Genomic DNA, 16318 nt, shown 5'->3' with positions numbered 1-16318 from the left:
GCTAGCCCGCCATGACTCTAGACAAGAAGGGACCGGTGGCCAGGGATGCTGCGGAACGGTCTTGAGCCCTGGCACATCTTCGTGGTGCTGGCGGTCGTCATCCTGCTGTTCGGTTCGAAGAAGCTGCCCGAGATGGCGCGCGGCCTCGGCAAGTCGATGCGCATCCTGAAGGCCGAGACCAAGGCCATGCGCGAGGACGAGACCCCGGCGGACGCCGGCACCGCGCAGAGCACCGAGCGCCCGGCCGTCACGCCGACCAACGTGACCAAGGCCACCGAGACCACCGAGACCAAGCGGCCCGAGACCACCTGAGTTCTCCCCGTTCTTCGGAAAGCCCCTGGTGATCCCACCGGGGGCTTTCCGCTGTCCGCGCGCGGCGACGGCATCCCTCGGGAGGCGCAGATCGCTGCGCGCGGGGGGTCACCTTCAGCCCCAGGCACGTGGCGAAGGCCCCGGCGGCTCCGCTGCCACCGTCGGACTGCCCGCGCCATTCCCGCCCACCCCGCCCGCGCCGGACGACATGAGGCCTGGCGGCTCCACCGAGCTGCCGCCCCCGCCGCCACCACCGCCGCTACCGGGCTGGGCGCCGGTGGGGGGCCTGGCGGGCCGGGGGGCGGATCGGCGCGGTGCTCGGCGGGCGGCTCGGCGAGCCGGACTCGCCTGATCGGTCTACGCGGGCGCGCGTCCCGGGCGGTGTCGATGGAGGCTGGGCGGGATGTCCGAGAGCTCTCCCCCGCCGCCGCCCGCCGACCTGCGGGCCTGGGCCTGGCTGCTGGTCGCGTTCACGCTGCTGATGGTCGGGTACTTCACGCTGCCGCTGGAGTGGTTCGGGGACCGGCGTCCGCTGGTGAGCTGGTTGGGCTTCGCGGGGGCCCTGGCGGCGCTGAGCTGGCTGATGGTCGTCAAGATCGTCGGGGTGCTGCGGGGGACGGCCAAGCGGCCGGTGGCCTGGCTGGTGTTCCTGATCGCCCTGGCGATGAACATCTTCTCGGCGTCGTACTTCGTGCTGGGTTCGCACAAGGCGGAGTTCGCGGGGCTGGAGACCCGGCTGGACGCGCTGTACTTCACGGTCGTGACGATGGCGACGGTCGGGTACGGGGACATCACACCGTCGGGGCAGGCAGCACGGCTCGTGGTGATGCTGCAGATCGGGTACAACTTCGTGTTCCTGGCGGCGGCCGCCGGGACGGCTTCGCGGGCGGTCCGCAGCACTGTGGAGCAGAGGTTCCGGGGAAGGGACTGACCGGCACGGCGGGCCTGTGCACGCGACCCGCCGCGCGTACCGGGTCAGTCAGGCTTCCTCGTCGGGCGGCGGGGCCGCGCGGAGGGCGGTGACGACGCCCAGGGCGACGGTCGCCAGGGCGAGGGAGAGGAGGATGGCGAAGGCCGCCGCGATCAGGAACCTCACCAGGTCTCGCGCTCGGCGTCGAGGAGGAGGGTGAGGAGATTGAGGAGGGTGGACGCCGGGGCCGTGTTGAAGCGGACGAGGACGCGGCCGTCGAGGGTCCGGTCGGTGCCGGCGGAGGGCCAGATCAGACCGAACTTGCGGCCCCGCTCGTCGACTTCGGCGAGGAGGGTGCGGATGTGGGCGTCGGTGTAGTGCCTGATCCGGGGGTCGGTCGGCAGCATCGGGTGGCGGGGGACGGACATCAGGCGGCGTCCTTCTCGCACTCGAACCAGACGGACTTGCCGCGCTCCTGGGGGTCGACGCCCCAGCGGCGGGTCAGGCCGGCGACGAGCTGCAGGCCACGGCCGGACTCGGCGAGGAGGGAGAGCGGCCCCTGGTCGGGGAGGAGGGGGCTCTCGTCGGAGACGGAGACGCGGAGGACGGCGTTGAGGAAGAGGATCTGGACGATCGGCGCGGGCGTGCGGCCGTGCCGCCAGGCGTTCACCAGGAGCTCGCAGAGGGCGAGTTCGGCGTCGAAGGTGGCGGAGGGCGGCCACCCGGCGCGGATCATCGCGTCGCGGAGGGACTGGCGGGTGAGGGTGAGGGAGGGCGTGTTGAGGTGACGCATGGGAGATCTCCCGGGCGTGTGTGGTGGTGGTGGTGAACCGGCGGATACGTCGCCGTGAACCAGGCCAGGCACATGGGCATGGCTGCTCTGCGGTGCGACGGATAGGCGTTACTGACGATCCGTCGGATCGATGTGACATCGACCATAGCGCACACGGTCTTCAGATGAAGACCACTGTGAAAAGCTTCCCTCTAACGTGGGGCACACTGGTCCTACTGCCCGCAGAGAGGACGCCATGGCCCTTCGACCGAACCCGACCCTGCGCCAACGTCGATTGGGCACCGAGCTGCGAAGGATCCGGGAGCAGGCCGGCATCGGCGGCAGCGAGCTGGCACGCGAACTCGGCATCCACGCAACGCAGGTCACACAGATGGAGAGCGGCAGGAGCGGGATCAGCGTCGAGCGCCTGCGGACCATCGCCACCGTGTGCATGTGCACCAATCAGCCACTGATCGATGCGATGGCTGCCATAGCCACAGAGCGCGGAAAGGGCTGGTGGGAGGAGTACCGCAACACTCTGACTACCGACTTCCTTGAGGTCGCAGAGCTTGAGGGGCATGCAGAGAAAATCTCCTTCTGCAACACCGTCTACTTGCCAGGTCTGCTCCAGACCAGGTCCTACGCCTCTGCGATGTTCGCCCGACTCGTACCTCCCCTACCTCCACAGGAAATCGAGACCAGGACAGTCTTCCGCCTCAGGCGCCGGGAAGTCCTCGAAGCAACTCCCGCCCGTGCCTTCATCCACGAGGCTGCGCTCCGTATGCAGTTCGGCGGACCCGCGGTGCTCTTGGAACAACTCGCCGCACTGCTGAATGACTCGGAGCGACCGGGGCTCTCGATTCGCGTGGTGCCGTTCGCCGTTGACACCTTCCCGGGCGCCGGCGAGAACCTGACCTACGTCGAGGGACCGGCCCCGGAACTGGACACGGTCCAGATGGACATCTCCCCGGGCACACTGTTCTTCGACTCCCCGGCCAACCTGGCCAAGTACCGGACGATCTTCTCCAGCTTGGACGCCAGCGCCCTCTCCGAGGAACAATCGCGCGACTTCATCCGATCCATCATGAAGGAGATGTAACTCAGCTATGTCTAGCTCGGAGTGGCAGAAGTCCAGCTACAGCGCCTCGGGAAACGAGTGCGTCGAAATCCGAACCGTCGAGGGCCTGATCGAACTCCGCGAGTCCGACGAGGGCCACCTCATCCTCCGCACCGCCCCCACCGCCTTCGCCACCCTCCTCCACGCCCTCAAGGCCGGCGAGTTCGACCACCACGCCTAGCCGTACCGGCCCCTCGCGCGACAGAGCGTGAGGGGCCGAAGCACCCATCCCCCGGAGGCCAAGATGCCCAGCTCCACATGGCAGAAGTCCAGTTACTCGGGCTCAAGCAATGCATGCGTGGAGATCCGCATCACTGACGGGCTGATCGAACTCCGCGAGTCCGACGAGGGCCACCTCATCCTCCGCACCGCCCCCGCCACCTTCACCGCCCTCCTCCACGCCCTCAAGGCCGGCGAGTTCGACCACCACGCCTGATTGACCCACCACCGCACAGGAAGTCGGCCCGTCCGACTTCCTGTGCGGGTGGGCCGCGCGCAACGATCCTCGCCAAGGCTCGTTGACCAGGCCATGAAGAACGTCATCGTGCGACGACGGCTACGCGTCCCCGTCCTCGTCACCATCTCTGCCCTGACGCTGGGGGTTGTGGGCGGAACGGGCACCGCGCAGGCGAGCCCGGCGAATCGCTCCTGCCCGGCAGGCGAGATCTTCGCCACCAACAACACCGCGATCATCACCGACCCGGCCGACCCCCGGCTCAACACCCGCCTCACCCGCTTCGACCACGAGGTGCGCGGGATCATCCGCGCCAACGGCGCGCGGCCCGGCGCCTCGAAGCTGCTCGACGGCGTCTTCTGGTCCAGCGATCTCAAGCGCGCGACCTACGAACGCTCGCGCGAGTTCGATGTCAACAGGGTCAGCCGGGACGGCCTGCACCACATCGCCGGCGTGATTGCCAAGCAGTACCACCAGGAAGCAGTCCTGACCTTCCGCTGCCTCCCCCGCACCTCGCCGGAAGCCGACGCGGTCGAGATCCAGGCCCCGGGCGTCTCCGCGACCAAGCTCCACGACGCGCTGCTCGCCGACCCCGAAGCCCGGGACGAACTCGGCGGCGGCTCGGTCTCCCTCGACGGAAAGCTCACCCTGATCGCCCCGCTCGCCGACCTGCCCCTGGCCCAGAAGTTCACCCAGTCCCTCGGCGTCGACTGGAACACCGCCGACGTCCGCTACGGCGACGAAGAGTTCGTGAGCTGAACCAACCCCGCACCGCCCTTCGCCCCGCCGAGCCCTCGCTCGGCGGGGCGAACTGGCAAGACCCGCCGAAGCAGACCACTCGACCTTGATCTTTAGTCCGATACAGGAATTCCTCCCACCTCTCGTGGACAGCCGACGATCAGCTCCCTAGCGTCATCTCCAAGTAGCCCGACAGGGCTGCACTCCTAGGGGGTTGAGATGGACACCAGGTCGGGTCTCACACGTTTGACCAACACGGGCAACGGCAGCGGCTCGGGGGAGTGCAATCAGAACGACTGTCCCAACGTCTACCGCACCGAGCGGGGGACGTTCGTGATCCAGGGGGCCACATCCGGCGCCTTCACGCCGCCCCGCGGCGAAGGGCTGGTGGAGATCCCCGAGAGTGTGCTTCGGGAGGCTGTCCGTGCGCTTGGATGGTGAGGTCTGGCAGGCCAGGTTCCGTGACTTCGAGACGGAAGCGTGGCGACTGGAGACGCTGCCGGTCTACAACGTCTCGCAGGAGGAAGAGGAGCTGCGAGCGTTTCGCGCCGGCGAGCGGATCGACCCGCGCACGCACACCAACTCCTACACGGAAGACCTCCGACGAGTGCGGCGGGAGGGGAAGTCCAAGGGGCGCGTGCACATCGTCACGCGGCCGCTCTCCGAGTACCTTCGCTATGAGTTCATGTACTACCTGCCCCACGTGTGGGCCGGCGAGGACGTGAGAATCATGGACGTCACGGATCGGCCCAATCCCCTGGCTGGTGTGACCGACTACTGGATGTTCGACAAGAAGGAGGTAGTGCTGATGAACTACCTCCCTGATGGCACGCAGATCGACCGCACCGTGTTCGAGGGCGATATCAGCCACTTCATCGAATACCAGCGGATCGCCATCGCCGAATCGGTGCCTTTCGAGGAGTACGTGAAGGGCATTGACATTTGATCCGCAGTCGCTGGGTCAATCCAATTCAGACCTGGCGGCAGTACTTCAAGAGCTTCGCAAGCGAGCTGGACTCTCCGGAGTCCAGCTCGCTCGGCGTGTCAACATGTCACAGTCCAAGATCTCCAAGATCGAGACCGGCAAGGTCACCCCGTCGCTCGTCGACGTCGAACTGATTCTCCGAGTACTGCGGACACCCTCGGAGCTTGTGGCGCACGTGACCGCTCTCGCTCGCATCGCGAACACGGAGTGGCAGGACGCCAGGGCCCTGCGCCGGAAGGGGCTGGACAAGAAGCAGATCGAGCTGGCGAGTCTTGAACGCAACTCAACGACGTTCAGGTACTTCCTGCCGACCATGATCACCGGCCTGCTTGCGACACCTGACTACATCAGGGCCAGCCTCGCCCCGTTCCCCGGCGACCACACGAAGGCCATCGCCAAGAAGCTGGAGCGGCAGGCCGTTCTCTACGACTCCGCCAAGCGCTTCACCTTCATCCTGACTGAGCAGGCGTGCCTCTGGCCGCTTGTGCGGGAGCAGGCCATGGCCATGCAGTTAGACCGGCTGGCCTCCGTCTCACTCTTACCGAACGTTCGGCTTGGAGTCATCCCGATGGCCGGCCATATGCCATGGGCGCCATTGAACGTCTTCACGGTTTACGATGCCGCTCTGGCCACCGTGGAAGTCTCCACAGGAGCGCTGGTTTTTCGCGACCCACGCGATATCCAGGAATACCTGCACGAGTTTCGAACCTTTGAAGGGTATTCACTCTGGGGCGATGAAGCCCGCGCAAAGCTGGGCGCGTGGGCAAACCGCTTTCGGAGCATATCGCGCGATCTCTAGTCGATATCAGGAATACCATTGAGCGGCCGCTCGGAAATCCCCTAATCTTCCCCTGAACGAAGGCAGGTCCATGAAGAAGATCGTCGCGAAGCTCTGGCGGATCATCCGTGGTCCGATGCAGTGGCGCGTTCTGTGGCTGTGGCACTCGAAGTTCATGGTCGGCGTGACGGGCATCGTCCGCGACCAGGACGGGCGGGTGCTGCTGCTGAAGCACCGCATGTGGCCCGAGGGCCGCCAGTGGGGTCTGCCCACCGGCTATGCGAACGCGGGCGAGAGCTTCGAAGACACGATCGTGCGTGAGGTCCGGGAGGAGACCGGACTCACGGTCAAGGTGTGCGAGTTGGCGCACCTGAAGAGCGGCTACAAGCTTCGCGTCGAGGTCGCCTACGAGGCCCTGTACGTCAGCGGGCGGATCGAGGCGGCCTCGTTCGAAATCCTGGAGGCTCGATGGTTCTCACCGGACGATCTCCCCGAGGGAGTACAGGACTCGCACCGGCAGCTGATCGCTCGTCGGCGGCCCTGACCCTCGGTCACTCGCTCACCCCCTCCTGCCTGGGCCCGAACGAGCACCTGGCCGGCGACGTCAGCGAGCAGGCCGAGCTGGCCCATCTGCTGGCCGCACGGCGGGCAACGGCGGCGCTCGACCGGGCTCACCCGCACATCACGTTCCCCCTCCTGCACTGGGTGCTCGACACGTGGTCCGACGAGTCGGCCCGGGAGGTCTTCCGGCAAGGTGCTGGCCTCCTGGCGGACCGCTACCGGGAGTTGGGGCTGAGCCGGCTGCTGCCGATCGACCGGGTGTGGGTCGGGGTGCGGTCGACCCGGCCCGACTCCTTCGGTGGCTTCCACCACCCGAACCAGGGCTACCGGCACGTGCAACTGGCGTCGGTGATCACCCGCTACGGGCGGTTGGACGACCCCCGCTTGGCATCACCGGAACTGGTGGCGCTCGATCTGCTGCGGTCCTACGCCCACGACTGCCTGCACTGGGGCTCGTTCCGGGAGTACCGGCTGATGACAGGCGAGCCGATCCGCAGCCGCTACGGGATCAACTGGCGTGACCCGCACGGCCGGTCGTACTCGGCACCGGACAGGGCCGATGCCGTTTCGACCCGGAACCTCGGCATCGTGATGGAGGGAGCCACCGATCGGGAGGCCCGGATGATCGCCACTGCGGTAGCCGACCGTCTCGGGCTTGCCGAGCACATCGCACCGCCCGATCGTCTGGCCTTTCGCGACACCACGGGCCGCCTGGAGCCGGGCGACTTCGACCACGCGGAGCCTGGCATCGCCTCCCGTTTCCACCTGGCGATGGCCGGATACGAGCACGGCGTCGGAGCGCGGTACGCGCGCTTCCTCACCGAGTTCGGCGGGGCCGACTCGCATGCGCTGCACGAGCTCATCCTCGCCGCGATGATCTGCGGCGACCTGCGCCCCCTGACGACCTGGCTCGACCAGCGCCACGGACCCGAAACCTTCCGCCGCACCTTCCGCTCACCCGCCTACGCTGGGCCTGATCCGTTCGCGTAGGGCCACCTTCGCGCGGTTCCCTGCATAGGAAGTCGGCCGGGCCGACTTCCTGCTCCCGCATCGATGCGGGAGCGCTCGGGGGAACGACGGCAAACCGGGCGCGCCGTGCCCCTGCGGTTCGGCCGAGCGGCGTCAGGCGTCGATCGGGCGCAGCAGCGCGTAGTACGCGAACGGCGGACCGTACAGCCGGGCGACCCGCAGCCCGGCTCCCTCCGCCAGGCCGATCAGCGCGGACGGCCGGATCTGGTGCCGGTCGAAGAACTCGCCGACCACCAGCCGTCCGAACGGCTTCAGCACCCGGCGCAGCTCGGCCAGCGTACGTGCCGGATCCGGGATCTCGCCCAGCGCCGTCACCAGGTAGGCCGCGTCGAACGAGGCATCTGCAAAAGGAAGTTCATGTGCGTCAACGCAGTTCGGCACGATGTTGTCGACGCCCTGCTCCTTGGCTCGGCGGCCCACGTGGTCGAGCATCTCCTGCTGGATGTCCACGATGTCCAGCCGGCCGTTCGGGCCCAGCTGCGGTGCGACGTGCAGCGACTGCAGGCCGGTTCCGGGGCCGATCTCCAGGATCCTCTGGCCCTCCCGGGCCTGCAGCACGTGGTCCAGACGCTTCAGAGTCAGGAACGGCAGCGGCAGGTCGAGCAGCCAGCGCTGAGAGTACGGGTACGGCGCGGAGTCGGTGAACCACCAGGTGGCGACGGCGGCAGCAGCGCCCGCGCCGATCAATGCCCGCGAATTCCTCATAATTCCTCCCTAAAAGTTCGATTGGGCCATCGATGCGTTTCTGATTACTCATCAGTTGTGTTTGCATGCAATCTGCTGGCGGCAGGCCGGGACTTCCCGGAACGGACCGGACCAGACCGGACCGGACCGCACCGCAAGCGCCGATCACGTCGCGAGCTCTTCCGCTCAGCGGGCCGGCCGAGGGAAGGTCCGGGTCGCGAGAACCGCGCAGGCCACCGCCAGCGGCAGCTCGGCGAAGACCGCCATCAGCACCGCCAGCTTGAAGTCCGAACCCGGGGCAGCCGTCATGGTGTCGAACCAGGCGTCGACCAGCAGCAGGGCCGAGGTCGCGGCGGAGGTCAGGCAGGACCGGCTGTCGCCGCGCCTGAGGAGCAGTCCGGTGGAGAGCAGGCCGAGCGCCTCGGAGCTGTCCAGACCCGTCCACGTCCAGGCCCAGTGCGAGGCCTGAGCGGTGGCCGGTAGCTCGGTGTGCAGGAGGACCAGCCAGGGAATCATCGCCAGCCCGAGCACGGTGAGGACCGTGGCCGCCCGACGACGCAGCAGGGGGAACGTCGAAGCGGCCGCGGCCTTCGGAAGGATCCGCGGGGCACCGGAGTCCGAACCGGCGTCCACGCGGACGAGACGGTGCGAATGAACGCCGGTCAGCTGAGTGCTCGCCATGACACCTGACTCCCTCCCGTGCCCGCCCCGCGGGCACGACATCAGCATGTCGTTCACGCGCACCCGAGGCAGTAGCGCTCCTATCCGACTTGATGGTGGTGCTACTTACACCTTCCGGGCCGGCGGGAGCAGCCGGTCAGGCCCGGGACGCTCCGAGGAACCGCAGGACGGCCAGGACGCGGCGGTGGTCCGCGTCGACCACGGGTAGGTCGAACTTGGCGAAGATGTTGTTGATGTGCTTGGCCACGGCGCTCTCGCTGACCACCAGCGCCTGCGCGATGCCGGCATTGGAGCGCCCCTCGGCCATCAGGCCGAGCACCTCCCGTTCGCGGGGGGTCAGCCGCGCGAGCGGGTCGCTGTCGCGGCGCAGCAGCAGCTGGGCGACGACCTGCGGGTCCAGGGCCGTGCCCCCGTCCGCCACCCGCCGCACCGCCGCCACGAAATCGGCGACGTCCGCCACCCGCTGCTTGAGCAGGTAGCCCACACCGCTGGTGTTCGCGGCCAGCAGGTCAGCCGCGTAACGCTCCTCCACGTACTGCGACAGCAGCACCACCGCCGTCCCCGGCCAGCGCCGGCGGATCTCCATCGCCGCCCGCACCCCCTCGTCGGTGAAGCCGGGCGGCATCCGGACGTCGATCAGGGCGAGTTCGGGCCGGTGCTCCGCCACCGCCGCCAACAGCCCTTCCGCATCGTCGGCTTCCGCGGCGACCTGGAACCCGCCCATCTCCAGCACCTTGATCAGGCCGACCCGCAACAGCACCGAGTCCTCGGCGATCACCGCGCGCACGGCAGCTCCGCGGTAATGGTGGTGGGTCCCCCAACGGGGCTGTTGACGTGGAAGGCCCCGTCGAGGGAGCCGACCCGCTTGGCCAGCCCGGCCAGCCCCGTGCCGGCGGCGGCGTCGGCGCCGCCCAGCCCGTCGTCGGTGACGCGCACTCGCAGCACCTCGCCGACCCGACGGACGATGACCTCCGCACGCATCGCGTTGGCGTGTTTCGTCGCATTGGTCAGCGCCTCCGAGACCACGAAGTACGCGACCGACTCCACGCTGGGCGCCACCCGTTCCTCCAGATCGACCCGCAGCCGCACCGGCAGGGGCGTGCGGGCAGCCAGCCCGGACAACGCCGCGTCCAGACCTCGGTCTTCGAGCACCGCCGGGTGCAGCCCTCGCACCAGGTCATTGAGTTCGGTGATCGCCTCCTTCGCCTCCAGGTGCGCTCTCGCGATCACCTCGCGGGCGCCCGGCAGGTCCGGGCGGGTGGCGACGGCCAGACCCAGGTTGACCGCGAGGGACACCAACCGCTGCTGGGTGCCGTCGTGCAGGTCGCGCTCGATCCGGCGGCGCTCCGCGTCGACGGCCTCGATCAAGTCGGTCCGGCTCACGGCCAGCTGATCGACCCGCTCCTGGAGCCGCTGCGCCCGGCTGGGCCCGAGCAGGCCCAATGCCAGCCGTGCCTCGGCGCGGGCTACTGCCCGCGCGGCCCAGGGCAGGGCGCACAGGAGGAGGAGTCCAGCTGCTGTGTAGGCCGGCAGCTGCGTCAGGTAGCCGAACCAGTCCTGGCGGATTCCGGTCGGCAGCGCCCACGCCCAGGCGCAGGCGATGACGCCCGCCAGACCCGCCGCTGCCACCGCGAGCACCAGCAGCTCCAGCAGCGCGAGCAGCGGGCCCAGCAGGAGGTGGTAACCGATCTTGCGCCAAGGCCGCGTCGCCGCGAGCCACCGGGCGGTCGCGGCCCACGTCCACTGTTCCGGCGCGGTGGGGGTGAGTCGCGGGACGTCCACACCGATGAGCACCCGGCAGCGAGCCCGCTGAACGGCCGTCAGCATCGGCGTGACGAGCAGGACCAGGGCGGCCGAGACGGAAACCGTAAGGAGCCAGTCCCCCGTCCTGGCGGTGGTCGCCGCCGCCCAGGCCCACACGGGCACCAGCGCCAGGTGCGGCAGCACACCAGCGGCAAGAAAGCCGGTGTCCCGCTGCGCCCGGAGCACCGTGCGTCTCAGTCCAGCTGGAATCGTCATGGCACGACGCTAGGGCACCTCAGAAGGACGGTGCCATGAAACCTGCACCCGATCGCATGGTGAACCTGGTACCAGCTGGAGATCTTCCCTGCGCAGGAAGTCGGCCGGGCCGACTTCCTGCGCTGTCGGCTGTCAGCCGTGGCTGGTGTCGATGACGCAGAAGCGGTTGCCGTCGGGGTCGGCGAGGACGACGAAGTCGGGGTCCTCGGGGTAGAGGTCCCAGTCCACCCGCTCGGCGCCGAGGGCGAGCAGGCGCTCGACCTCGGCGGCCTGGTCGGCGGCGTCGCCGGCGTAGAGGTCGAGGTGGACGCGGGGGCGCTCCTGGACGGGGGACTCGCTGAGGCCGAGGGCGATTTGGACGCCGCCGGCCGGGCCGTCGGCGGGGACGAGGACCGTCCAGTCGTCCTCGACCAGGCCGCCGCGCGGGACGTAGTCGAGGGCGGCCGTCCAGAAGGCGACGGCGCGGGACATGTCGGAGACACCGAGGACGAGGGAGCCGATCGTGAGCATGCCGCCATTGTGGCGGAGGCACGGTGTCCGGATGGTGGAACACGAGCGGGCCCCGGGGGCTGTCACCTTCCGACCTGACCGGAACAGGCCAAGCCGTACGTATGCGCAGGTCATCGGGGGTCGACCGGCTCCCCCGTCGGCTGGCCCGAAGGTGCCACGCGTTTCGTGCCACCCGGGAATCACTGCGTTCCTTCCGACGTGCGTGCGAATCTTGTCGCCGCTGAGGCCGCGGACGAGTGCGGCCCGAATCCCCCCACGTCGATGCGAAGGACTTCCCCATGCCCACGTCCGTGCCCGTGAACCCCGCCTCCTCCGCCGCCCCGGTGGGCGACGGCTTCTCCTGGGGCTGACCGGCCACCGGCCCCCCACGCCCCGGGACTTCCGGTTCACCTCGTCGGCGTCCTGCTGACCGCCACGGCACGCGTGTCGGCGGACGCCTGGCCGACCGTCGGGGCCGCCCTCTCGGCCCTCGACAGCGTGACGTCCGCCCGCGACGGCGTCGAGCACGCCCACGTCCACATCACCGACCGGGGCATCCGCCTGACGCTCTACCTGGCCGACTGCGACCGGGTCGACGCCGTCGGCCGCGCCGTCGCCATCGCCCACCGGGTCGTCGATGCCCCGCTGGCGCTCTGCGGCTTCGCCGTCGCGGACTTCAAGGTGCTCGACCGGCCCTCCGCCGGCCCGCGGCCCATCGCTCCCTGACAGTCACCGCCACGCCCAACGGCCCTCTCCCCCACCGCCGTTGCCTTCCTCCGGGGCCGCTTCCTCCTGCCGTCGCCCGCCTGACCTTGGAGACTCATGCGCATCACATCCGTCGGCCACGCCGGCCTGCTCGTGGAGACCGGTGCCGGGCGCATCCTGTGCGACCCGTGGTTCAACCCGGCCTTCTTCGCCTCGTGGTTCCCGTTCCCCGACAACGAGGCGATGGACACCGCCCAGCTGCACACCGCCGAGTACCTGTACGTCTCCCACCTGCACCACGACCACTTCGACGCCGAGTGGCTGCGCACCCGGATGTCCAAGGACACCGTCGTGCTGCTCCCCGACTACCCGGTCCGCGACCTGCGCACGGCCATGGAGGACCTGGGGTTCCGCCACTTCGTCCAGACCCGCGACCTCGAACCGACCGAACTCCACAGCGGCGTCCGGGTCATGGTCAACGCGCTCACCTCGCCGACCGACGGCCCGATCGGCGACTCCGCGCTGCTCGTCGACGACAACGGGACGCGCATCCTCAACCAGAACGACGCCCGCCCGGTGGACGAGCCCCGGATCCGCGAATTCGGCCCGCTCGCCGGGCACTTCCTCCAGTACTCGGGCGCGATCTGGTACCCGATGGTCTACGACTTCCCCGCCCGGATGAAGCAGACCGTCGGCCGCCGCAAGCGCCGCAACGGCATGACCCGCGCGCTCAACTACATCGAGCAGTACGGTGCCGAGCACGTCTTCCCGTTCGCCGGGCCGCCCTGCTTCCTGGACGAGGAGCTGTTCCACCTCAACGACCTGGACGGGGACGCCTCCAACATCTTCCCCGACCAGTGGGTCTTCCTGGACTTCCTGCGCGAGCACGGCGTGACCAACACCCACCTGCTGCTGCCCGGCACGGTGGCCGATCTCGGGCCGGACCGCAGCTGCCGGATCGAACAGGTCGAGGAGCGGGAGGTCGCCCGGATCCGGGACGACCGGACCGGCTACCTGCGCGCGTACCAGGCCCGCCGCGCCGACCGGATCCGCGCCGAGAAGGCGGCCTGGCCGACCACCCGCACCGACCTGCTGGCCGCCCTCCAGGAGTGGGTGGAGCCGCTGTTGCAGCACGCCGACCGCACCTGCGCGGGCATCAACGGGCGGGTCCTGGTCGAGGTGATGGACGCCCCGGACAGGACGTCGGACGGTACGGACGCCCCCGCCCCCGCCCCCGCCGAGCAGATCCTCTTCGACTTCCTGGACCGCCGGGTACGCCGCTGGGCGGGCGAGGAGTGCCGCTACCGCTTCACCCTGCCCCGGCCGCTGGTGGAGCGGCTGGTCGCCGCGCGCTGCCCCGACTGGGCCAACGAGCTGTTCCTCTCCTGCCGCTTCAAGGCCGCCCGCAAGGGCCCCTTCAACGAGTTCGTGACCACCTTCTTCGCCTCTCTCTCGACCGAGCGGATGTCCTACGTCGAGGGCTACTACGCGGAGTCGGAGCAGACCGAGGAGCGGGCCGGGGCCGGCGACTACGTCGTCCAGCGGCTCTGCCCGCACCTCAAGGCGGACCTGGTCCGGTTCGGATCCCACCGGGACGGCGTCCTCACCTGCCGGCTGCACGACTGGGAGTTCGACATGTCCACCGGGCGCTGCCTGACCAGTGACGACCGGAAGATCATCAGTGCGGCGCGGGTGGGCCCGGCCGGCAGTGACCCGGACCTGCCCGAGATCCCCGCCGCGGAGATCCCCGAAGCCGAGATCCCCGCCGCGGAGATCCCCGAAGCCGAGATCCCCGCCGCCGAGATCCCCGCAGCCTGAGCCCGAACAGGACCGTTCATGAGTGTTCCAACCAGCCCTCCCGCCGACCTTCCCGCCGCCCTTCCCCTGGTGTCCGTGGTCATCCCGCTCTACAACGACGCCCGCACCCTGCCCGCCTGCCTGGAGGCGGTGGCCGCCCAGACCTACCCCAACGTCGAGATCGTCGTGGTCGACGACGCCAGCACCGACGACTCCGCCCGGATCGCCGAACGGTACCCGTGCCGGCTGATCCGCCAGGAGACGAACTCCGGCCCGGCCGAGACCCGCAACCGCGGTGCCCGGGAGGCCCGCGGCGAGATCGTCTTCTTCCTGGACGCCGACGTCGGCCTGTCGCCGACCTCGGTCGCCTCCGCGGTCGAGCAGCTGGCCGCCGATCCGCAGGTCGGGTCGGTCTGCGGCATCACGGACAAGCACCCGCTGCTGCCCACCACCAGGGTCGGCGACTACCGGATCCTCCAGTCGTACTACTGGCGGATCAGCTCCGAGGGCACCGTCACCCCCTGGTTCTCCGCCCTGGCGGCGATCCGCCGGGCGCTGTTCCTGGAGTCCGGCGGGCTGAACCCGGCCCTGCGCCAGACCGAGGAGATCGACTTCGGCGTGCGGCTGTCCGCCACCCACCGGATCGAGCTCAGCTCGCAGGTCGTCGGCCGGCACAACGACGAGGAGCAACTGTCCGGCCTGGTCCGCAAGTTGTTCCGCCGGGCCCGGCTGCGCGTGCCGCTCTACGTGGACCACCGGGGCTTCATGCGCGGCTTCGAGACCCGCTCCCGCGCCGTCGCCGCGCTCGCCGCGGCCGGCGCGGTGGCCTCGCTGCCGCTGGCCCTGCTCTCCCCCCGCGCCCTCCCGGCCACCGCCGCCCTGGCGGCCGGCGCGGTGCTCGCCGACCGCGGCTTCCACGCCTTCCTGGTCCGCGAACGCGGCGTCGGGACGGCCGTCGCGTACACCGCCCTGCACTTCGCGGCCGGCGCCGCAGTGACCGCGGGCGCGGCGGTCGGGGCCGGGCAGTGGCTGCTCAGCCCGGAGTTCCGGTCGCTCTACCGGCGGCAGGCAGCAGCAGCCGCCTCCACCGACGCGGCAACCACCGACGCACCGGCGGGCCGGCCGTGACCACCAACCCCCAGGGCACCGGCACCCGCCCCCAGCAGCTCCTGCTCACCGGCGCCGCCGGCTTCCTCGGCAGCGCCCTGGTCCGCCGCCTCGGCAGCTCGCCCGACCACCGGATCATCGCCCTCGACCGCCGCCCGCTGCCCCCCGAACTCGCCGCCCTGCCCTCCGTGGAGACCGTGCTCGGGGACGTCCGGGACCGCACGCTGGTCGGCCGGCTGACCGCCGGGGCGGACGTGGTCGTGCACGGCGCCGCCGCGCTGCCGAGCCACCCGGCGGCGGAGATCCGCTCGGTGGACGTCGACGGCACCCGCACCGTCCTGGAGGCCGCCCGGAAGGCCGGCACCGACCGGGTCCTGCACATCTCCTCCACCGCGGTGTACGGGCTGCCGGAGCGGACCCCGACCCCGGAGTCCCACCCGCTCGTCCCGGTCGACCCGTACAACGCGGCGAAGATCGAGGCCGAACGGCTCTGCGCCGAGCACCGCCGCCGGGGGATGTGCGTCCCCGTGCTGCGGCCGAAGACCTTCATCGGCCCGGGCCGGCTGGGCGTGTTCGCGATGCTCTTCGACTGGGCGCTCGACGGCCGGGGCTTCCCCGTCCTCGGCGGCGGCCACACGCTCAACCAGATGCTGGACGTCGAGGACCTGTGCGACCTGGTGACGGCGATGCTGACCATGCCGGGCGAGCGGATCAACCGGGAGTTCAACGTCGGCGCGGCCGAGTACGGCTCGTTCCGCGAGGACTGCCAGGTCGTCCTGGACCTCGCCGGGCACGGCAAGCGGGTCGTGCCGCTGCCGCTCGGCCCCGCCAAGGCCGCTCTGCGCACCCTGGCGGCGCTGCGGCTCTCCCCGGTGTACGGACGGCTCGTCCAGAAGCTCACCCGGGACTCCTGCGTCGACATCACCGCGGCCCGCGAGGTGCTCGGGTTCCACCCGCGCCACTCCAACGCCACCGCCATCGAGCGCAGCTTCACCTGGTACCGCGCGAACCGGTCCGCCGTGGGCGGCACCACCGGCCGGACGCACTCCGACCGCTGGCGCGAGGGTGCCCTGCGCACGGTCAAGGTCCTCTTCTGACCGTGCACGCCCGGCTGCCGACGGCTTCTGACGATCGTTCACGGCTGCCGACGGCTTCTGACCGCGAAGGTCCCACTGCGAAG

22 protein-coding genes are annotated in these 16318 nt (G+C 69.9%); 15 read left to right on the top strand and 7 right to left on the bottom strand.

All coding sequences use genetic code 11. From position 1 onward, the window contains the following. Positions 1 to 45: 45 nt before the first annotated feature. A complete protein-coding gene (gene tatA / locus BX285_RS07480; protein WP_097237286.1) occupies positions 46 to 312 on the top strand; it encodes a Sec-independent protein translocase subunit TatA in 267 nt (88 codons plus the stop codon). A gap of 403 nt (positions 313 to 715) precedes the next feature. After that, positions 716 to 1243: a potassium channel family protein gene (locus BX285_RS07475; protein WP_121174756.1), complete on the top strand. Its 528-nt coding sequence runs from the start codon at positions 716 to 718 to the stop codon at positions 1241 to 1243. 161 nt (positions 1244 to 1404) lie between these two features. Here BX285_RS07475 and BX285_RS07470 read toward each other — a convergent pair whose 3' ends face one another. After that, the gene (locus tag BX285_RS07470) at positions 1405 to 1650 is read right to left on the bottom strand and encodes a hypothetical protein (protein WP_097237284.1); all 246 of its coding nucleotides are present in this window, start codon (positions 1648 to 1650) and stop codon (positions 1405 to 1407) included. Then, positions 1650 to 2015 carry an ATP-binding protein gene (locus BX285_RS07465; RefSeq protein ID WP_121174755.1) on the bottom strand — a complete coding sequence of 122 codons (366 nt, stop codon included), beginning with the start codon at positions 2013 to 2015 and terminating at the stop codon, positions 1650 to 1652. The genes BX285_RS07470 and BX285_RS07465 overlap by 1 nt, the downstream gene beginning before the upstream one ends. A 274-nt stretch (positions 2016 to 2289) precedes the next feature. Here BX285_RS07465 and BX285_RS07460 point away from each other — a divergent pair, with 274 nt between their 5' ends. The 9 genes from BX285_RS07460 (at position 2290) to BX285_RS07420 (ending at position 7617) form a co-directional block, all read left to right on the top strand. Beyond that, positions 2290 to 3093 carry a helix-turn-helix transcriptional regulator gene (locus BX285_RS07460; RefSeq protein ID WP_183107022.1) on the top strand — a complete coding sequence of 268 codons (804 nt, stop codon included), beginning with the start codon at positions 2290 to 2292 and terminating at the stop codon, positions 3091 to 3093. Positions 3094 to 3100: 7 nt separating this feature from the next. Continuing rightward, positions 3101 to 3292, top strand: coding sequence for a DUF397 domain-containing protein (locus tag BX285_RS07455; protein ID WP_121174753.1), 192 nt, complete (start codon positions 3101 to 3103; stop codon positions 3290 to 3292). Between the two features lie 63 nt (positions 3293 to 3355). Continuing rightward, complete coding sequence (locus BX285_RS07450) at positions 3356 to 3547, top strand: DUF397 domain-containing protein (RefSeq protein ID WP_121174752.1); 192 nt, start codon at positions 3356 to 3358, stop codon at positions 3545 to 3547. Between the two features lie 93 nt (positions 3548 to 3640). Continuing rightward, positions 3641 to 4324 (top strand): hypothetical protein, encoded by a 684-nt coding sequence (locus BX285_RS07445; RefSeq protein WP_183107021.1) that lies wholly within the window; start codon positions 3641 to 3643, stop codon positions 4322 to 4324. A gap of 198 nt (positions 4325 to 4522) precedes the next feature. After that, a complete protein-coding gene (locus BX285_RS38180) occupies positions 4523 to 4744 on the top strand; it encodes a hypothetical protein (protein ID WP_097237279.1) in 222 nt (73 codons plus the stop codon). Continuing rightward, positions 4728 to 5249 (top strand): DUF6879 family protein, encoded by a 522-nt coding sequence (locus BX285_RS07435; RefSeq protein WP_097237278.1) that lies wholly within the window; start codon positions 4728 to 4730, stop codon positions 5247 to 5249. The genes BX285_RS38180 and BX285_RS07435 overlap by 17 nt, the downstream gene beginning before the upstream one ends. Continuing rightward, positions 5239 to 6087 carry a Scr1 family TA system antitoxin-like transcriptional regulator gene (locus BX285_RS07430; RefSeq protein ID WP_121174751.1) on the top strand — a complete coding sequence of 283 codons (849 nt, stop codon included), beginning with the start codon at positions 5239 to 5241 and terminating at the stop codon, positions 6085 to 6087. Before BX285_RS07435 ends, BX285_RS07430 begins: the two co-directional genes overlap by 11 nt. A 70-nt stretch (positions 6088 to 6157) precedes the next feature. Further along, on the top strand, positions 6158 to 6610 hold the full coding sequence (locus BX285_RS07425; protein ID WP_097237276.1) for an NUDIX domain-containing protein: 453 nt from the start codon (positions 6158 to 6160) through the stop codon (positions 6608 to 6610). Next, positions 6535 to 7617: a hypothetical protein gene (locus tag BX285_RS07420; RefSeq protein ID WP_259470457.1), complete on the top strand. Its 1083-nt coding sequence runs from the start codon at positions 6535 to 6537 to the stop codon at positions 7615 to 7617. The genes BX285_RS07425 and BX285_RS07420 overlap by 76 nt, the downstream gene beginning before the upstream one ends. Positions 7618 to 7749: 132 nt before the next feature. On the opposite strand, the gene BX285_RS07415 is transcribed toward BX285_RS07420, so the two are convergent. From BX285_RS07415 to BX285_RS07395, 5 genes are all read right to left on the bottom strand, one after another. Continuing rightward, the gene (locus BX285_RS07415) at positions 7750 to 8361 is read right to left on the bottom strand and encodes a class I SAM-dependent methyltransferase (protein ID WP_121174750.1); all 612 of its coding nucleotides are present in this window, start codon (positions 8359 to 8361) and stop codon (positions 7750 to 7752) included. Positions 8362 to 8526: 165 nt separating this feature from the next. Continuing rightward, complete coding sequence (locus BX285_RS07410) at positions 8527 to 9021, bottom strand: hypothetical protein (protein WP_259470456.1); 495 nt, start codon at positions 9019 to 9021, stop codon at positions 8527 to 8529. A gap of 136 nt (positions 9022 to 9157) precedes the next feature. Beyond that, entirely contained in the window at positions 9158 to 9808 is a 651-nt protein-coding gene (locus BX285_RS07405) for a response regulator transcription factor (protein WP_097237273.1), read from the bottom strand. After that, positions 9796 to 11040 carry a sensor histidine kinase gene (locus BX285_RS07400; protein WP_121174749.1) on the bottom strand — a complete coding sequence of 415 codons (1245 nt, stop codon included), beginning with the start codon at positions 11038 to 11040 and terminating at the stop codon, positions 9796 to 9798. Before BX285_RS07400 ends, BX285_RS07405 begins: the two co-directional genes overlap by 13 nt. Positions 11041 to 11172: 132 nt before the next feature. Then, positions 11173 to 11550: a VOC family protein gene (locus tag BX285_RS07395; RefSeq protein ID WP_121174748.1), complete on the bottom strand. Its 378-nt coding sequence runs from the start codon at positions 11548 to 11550 to the stop codon at positions 11173 to 11175. Positions 11551 to 11973: 423 nt separating this feature from the next. On the opposite strand from BX285_RS07395, the gene BX285_RS07390 reads away from it, so the two are divergent. The 4 genes from BX285_RS07390 (at position 11974) to BX285_RS07375 (ending at position 16235) form a co-directional block, all read left to right on the top strand. Further along, entirely contained in the window at positions 11974 to 12255 is a 282-nt protein-coding gene (locus tag BX285_RS07390) for a hypothetical protein (protein WP_097237270.1), read from the top strand. A gap of 96 nt (positions 12256 to 12351) precedes the next feature. Beyond that, a complete protein-coding gene (locus BX285_RS07385; RefSeq protein ID WP_121174747.1) occupies positions 12352 to 14052 on the top strand; it encodes a Rieske 2Fe-2S domain-containing protein in 1701 nt (566 codons plus the stop codon). Between the two features lie 18 nt (positions 14053 to 14070). After that, positions 14071 to 15159, top strand: a complete 1089-nt coding sequence (locus tag BX285_RS07380; RefSeq protein ID WP_121174746.1) for a glycosyltransferase family A protein — start codon at positions 14071 to 14073, stop codon at positions 15157 to 15159. Beyond that, a complete protein-coding gene (locus BX285_RS07375) occupies positions 15156 to 16235 on the top strand; it encodes an NAD(P)-dependent oxidoreductase (RefSeq protein ID WP_218893100.1) in 1080 nt (359 codons plus the stop codon). The genes BX285_RS07380 and BX285_RS07375 overlap by 4 nt, the downstream gene beginning before the upstream one ends. The last annotated feature ends 83 nt before the right edge of the window (positions 16236 to 16318 follow it).

The organism is Streptomyces sp. 1114.5, from assembly GCF_003635085.1.
Taxonomy (GTDB): Bacteria; Actinomycetota; Actinomycetes; order Streptomycetales; family Streptomycetaceae; genus Kitasatospora.
This window is presented reverse-complemented; position numbering and strand designations above follow the sequence as displayed.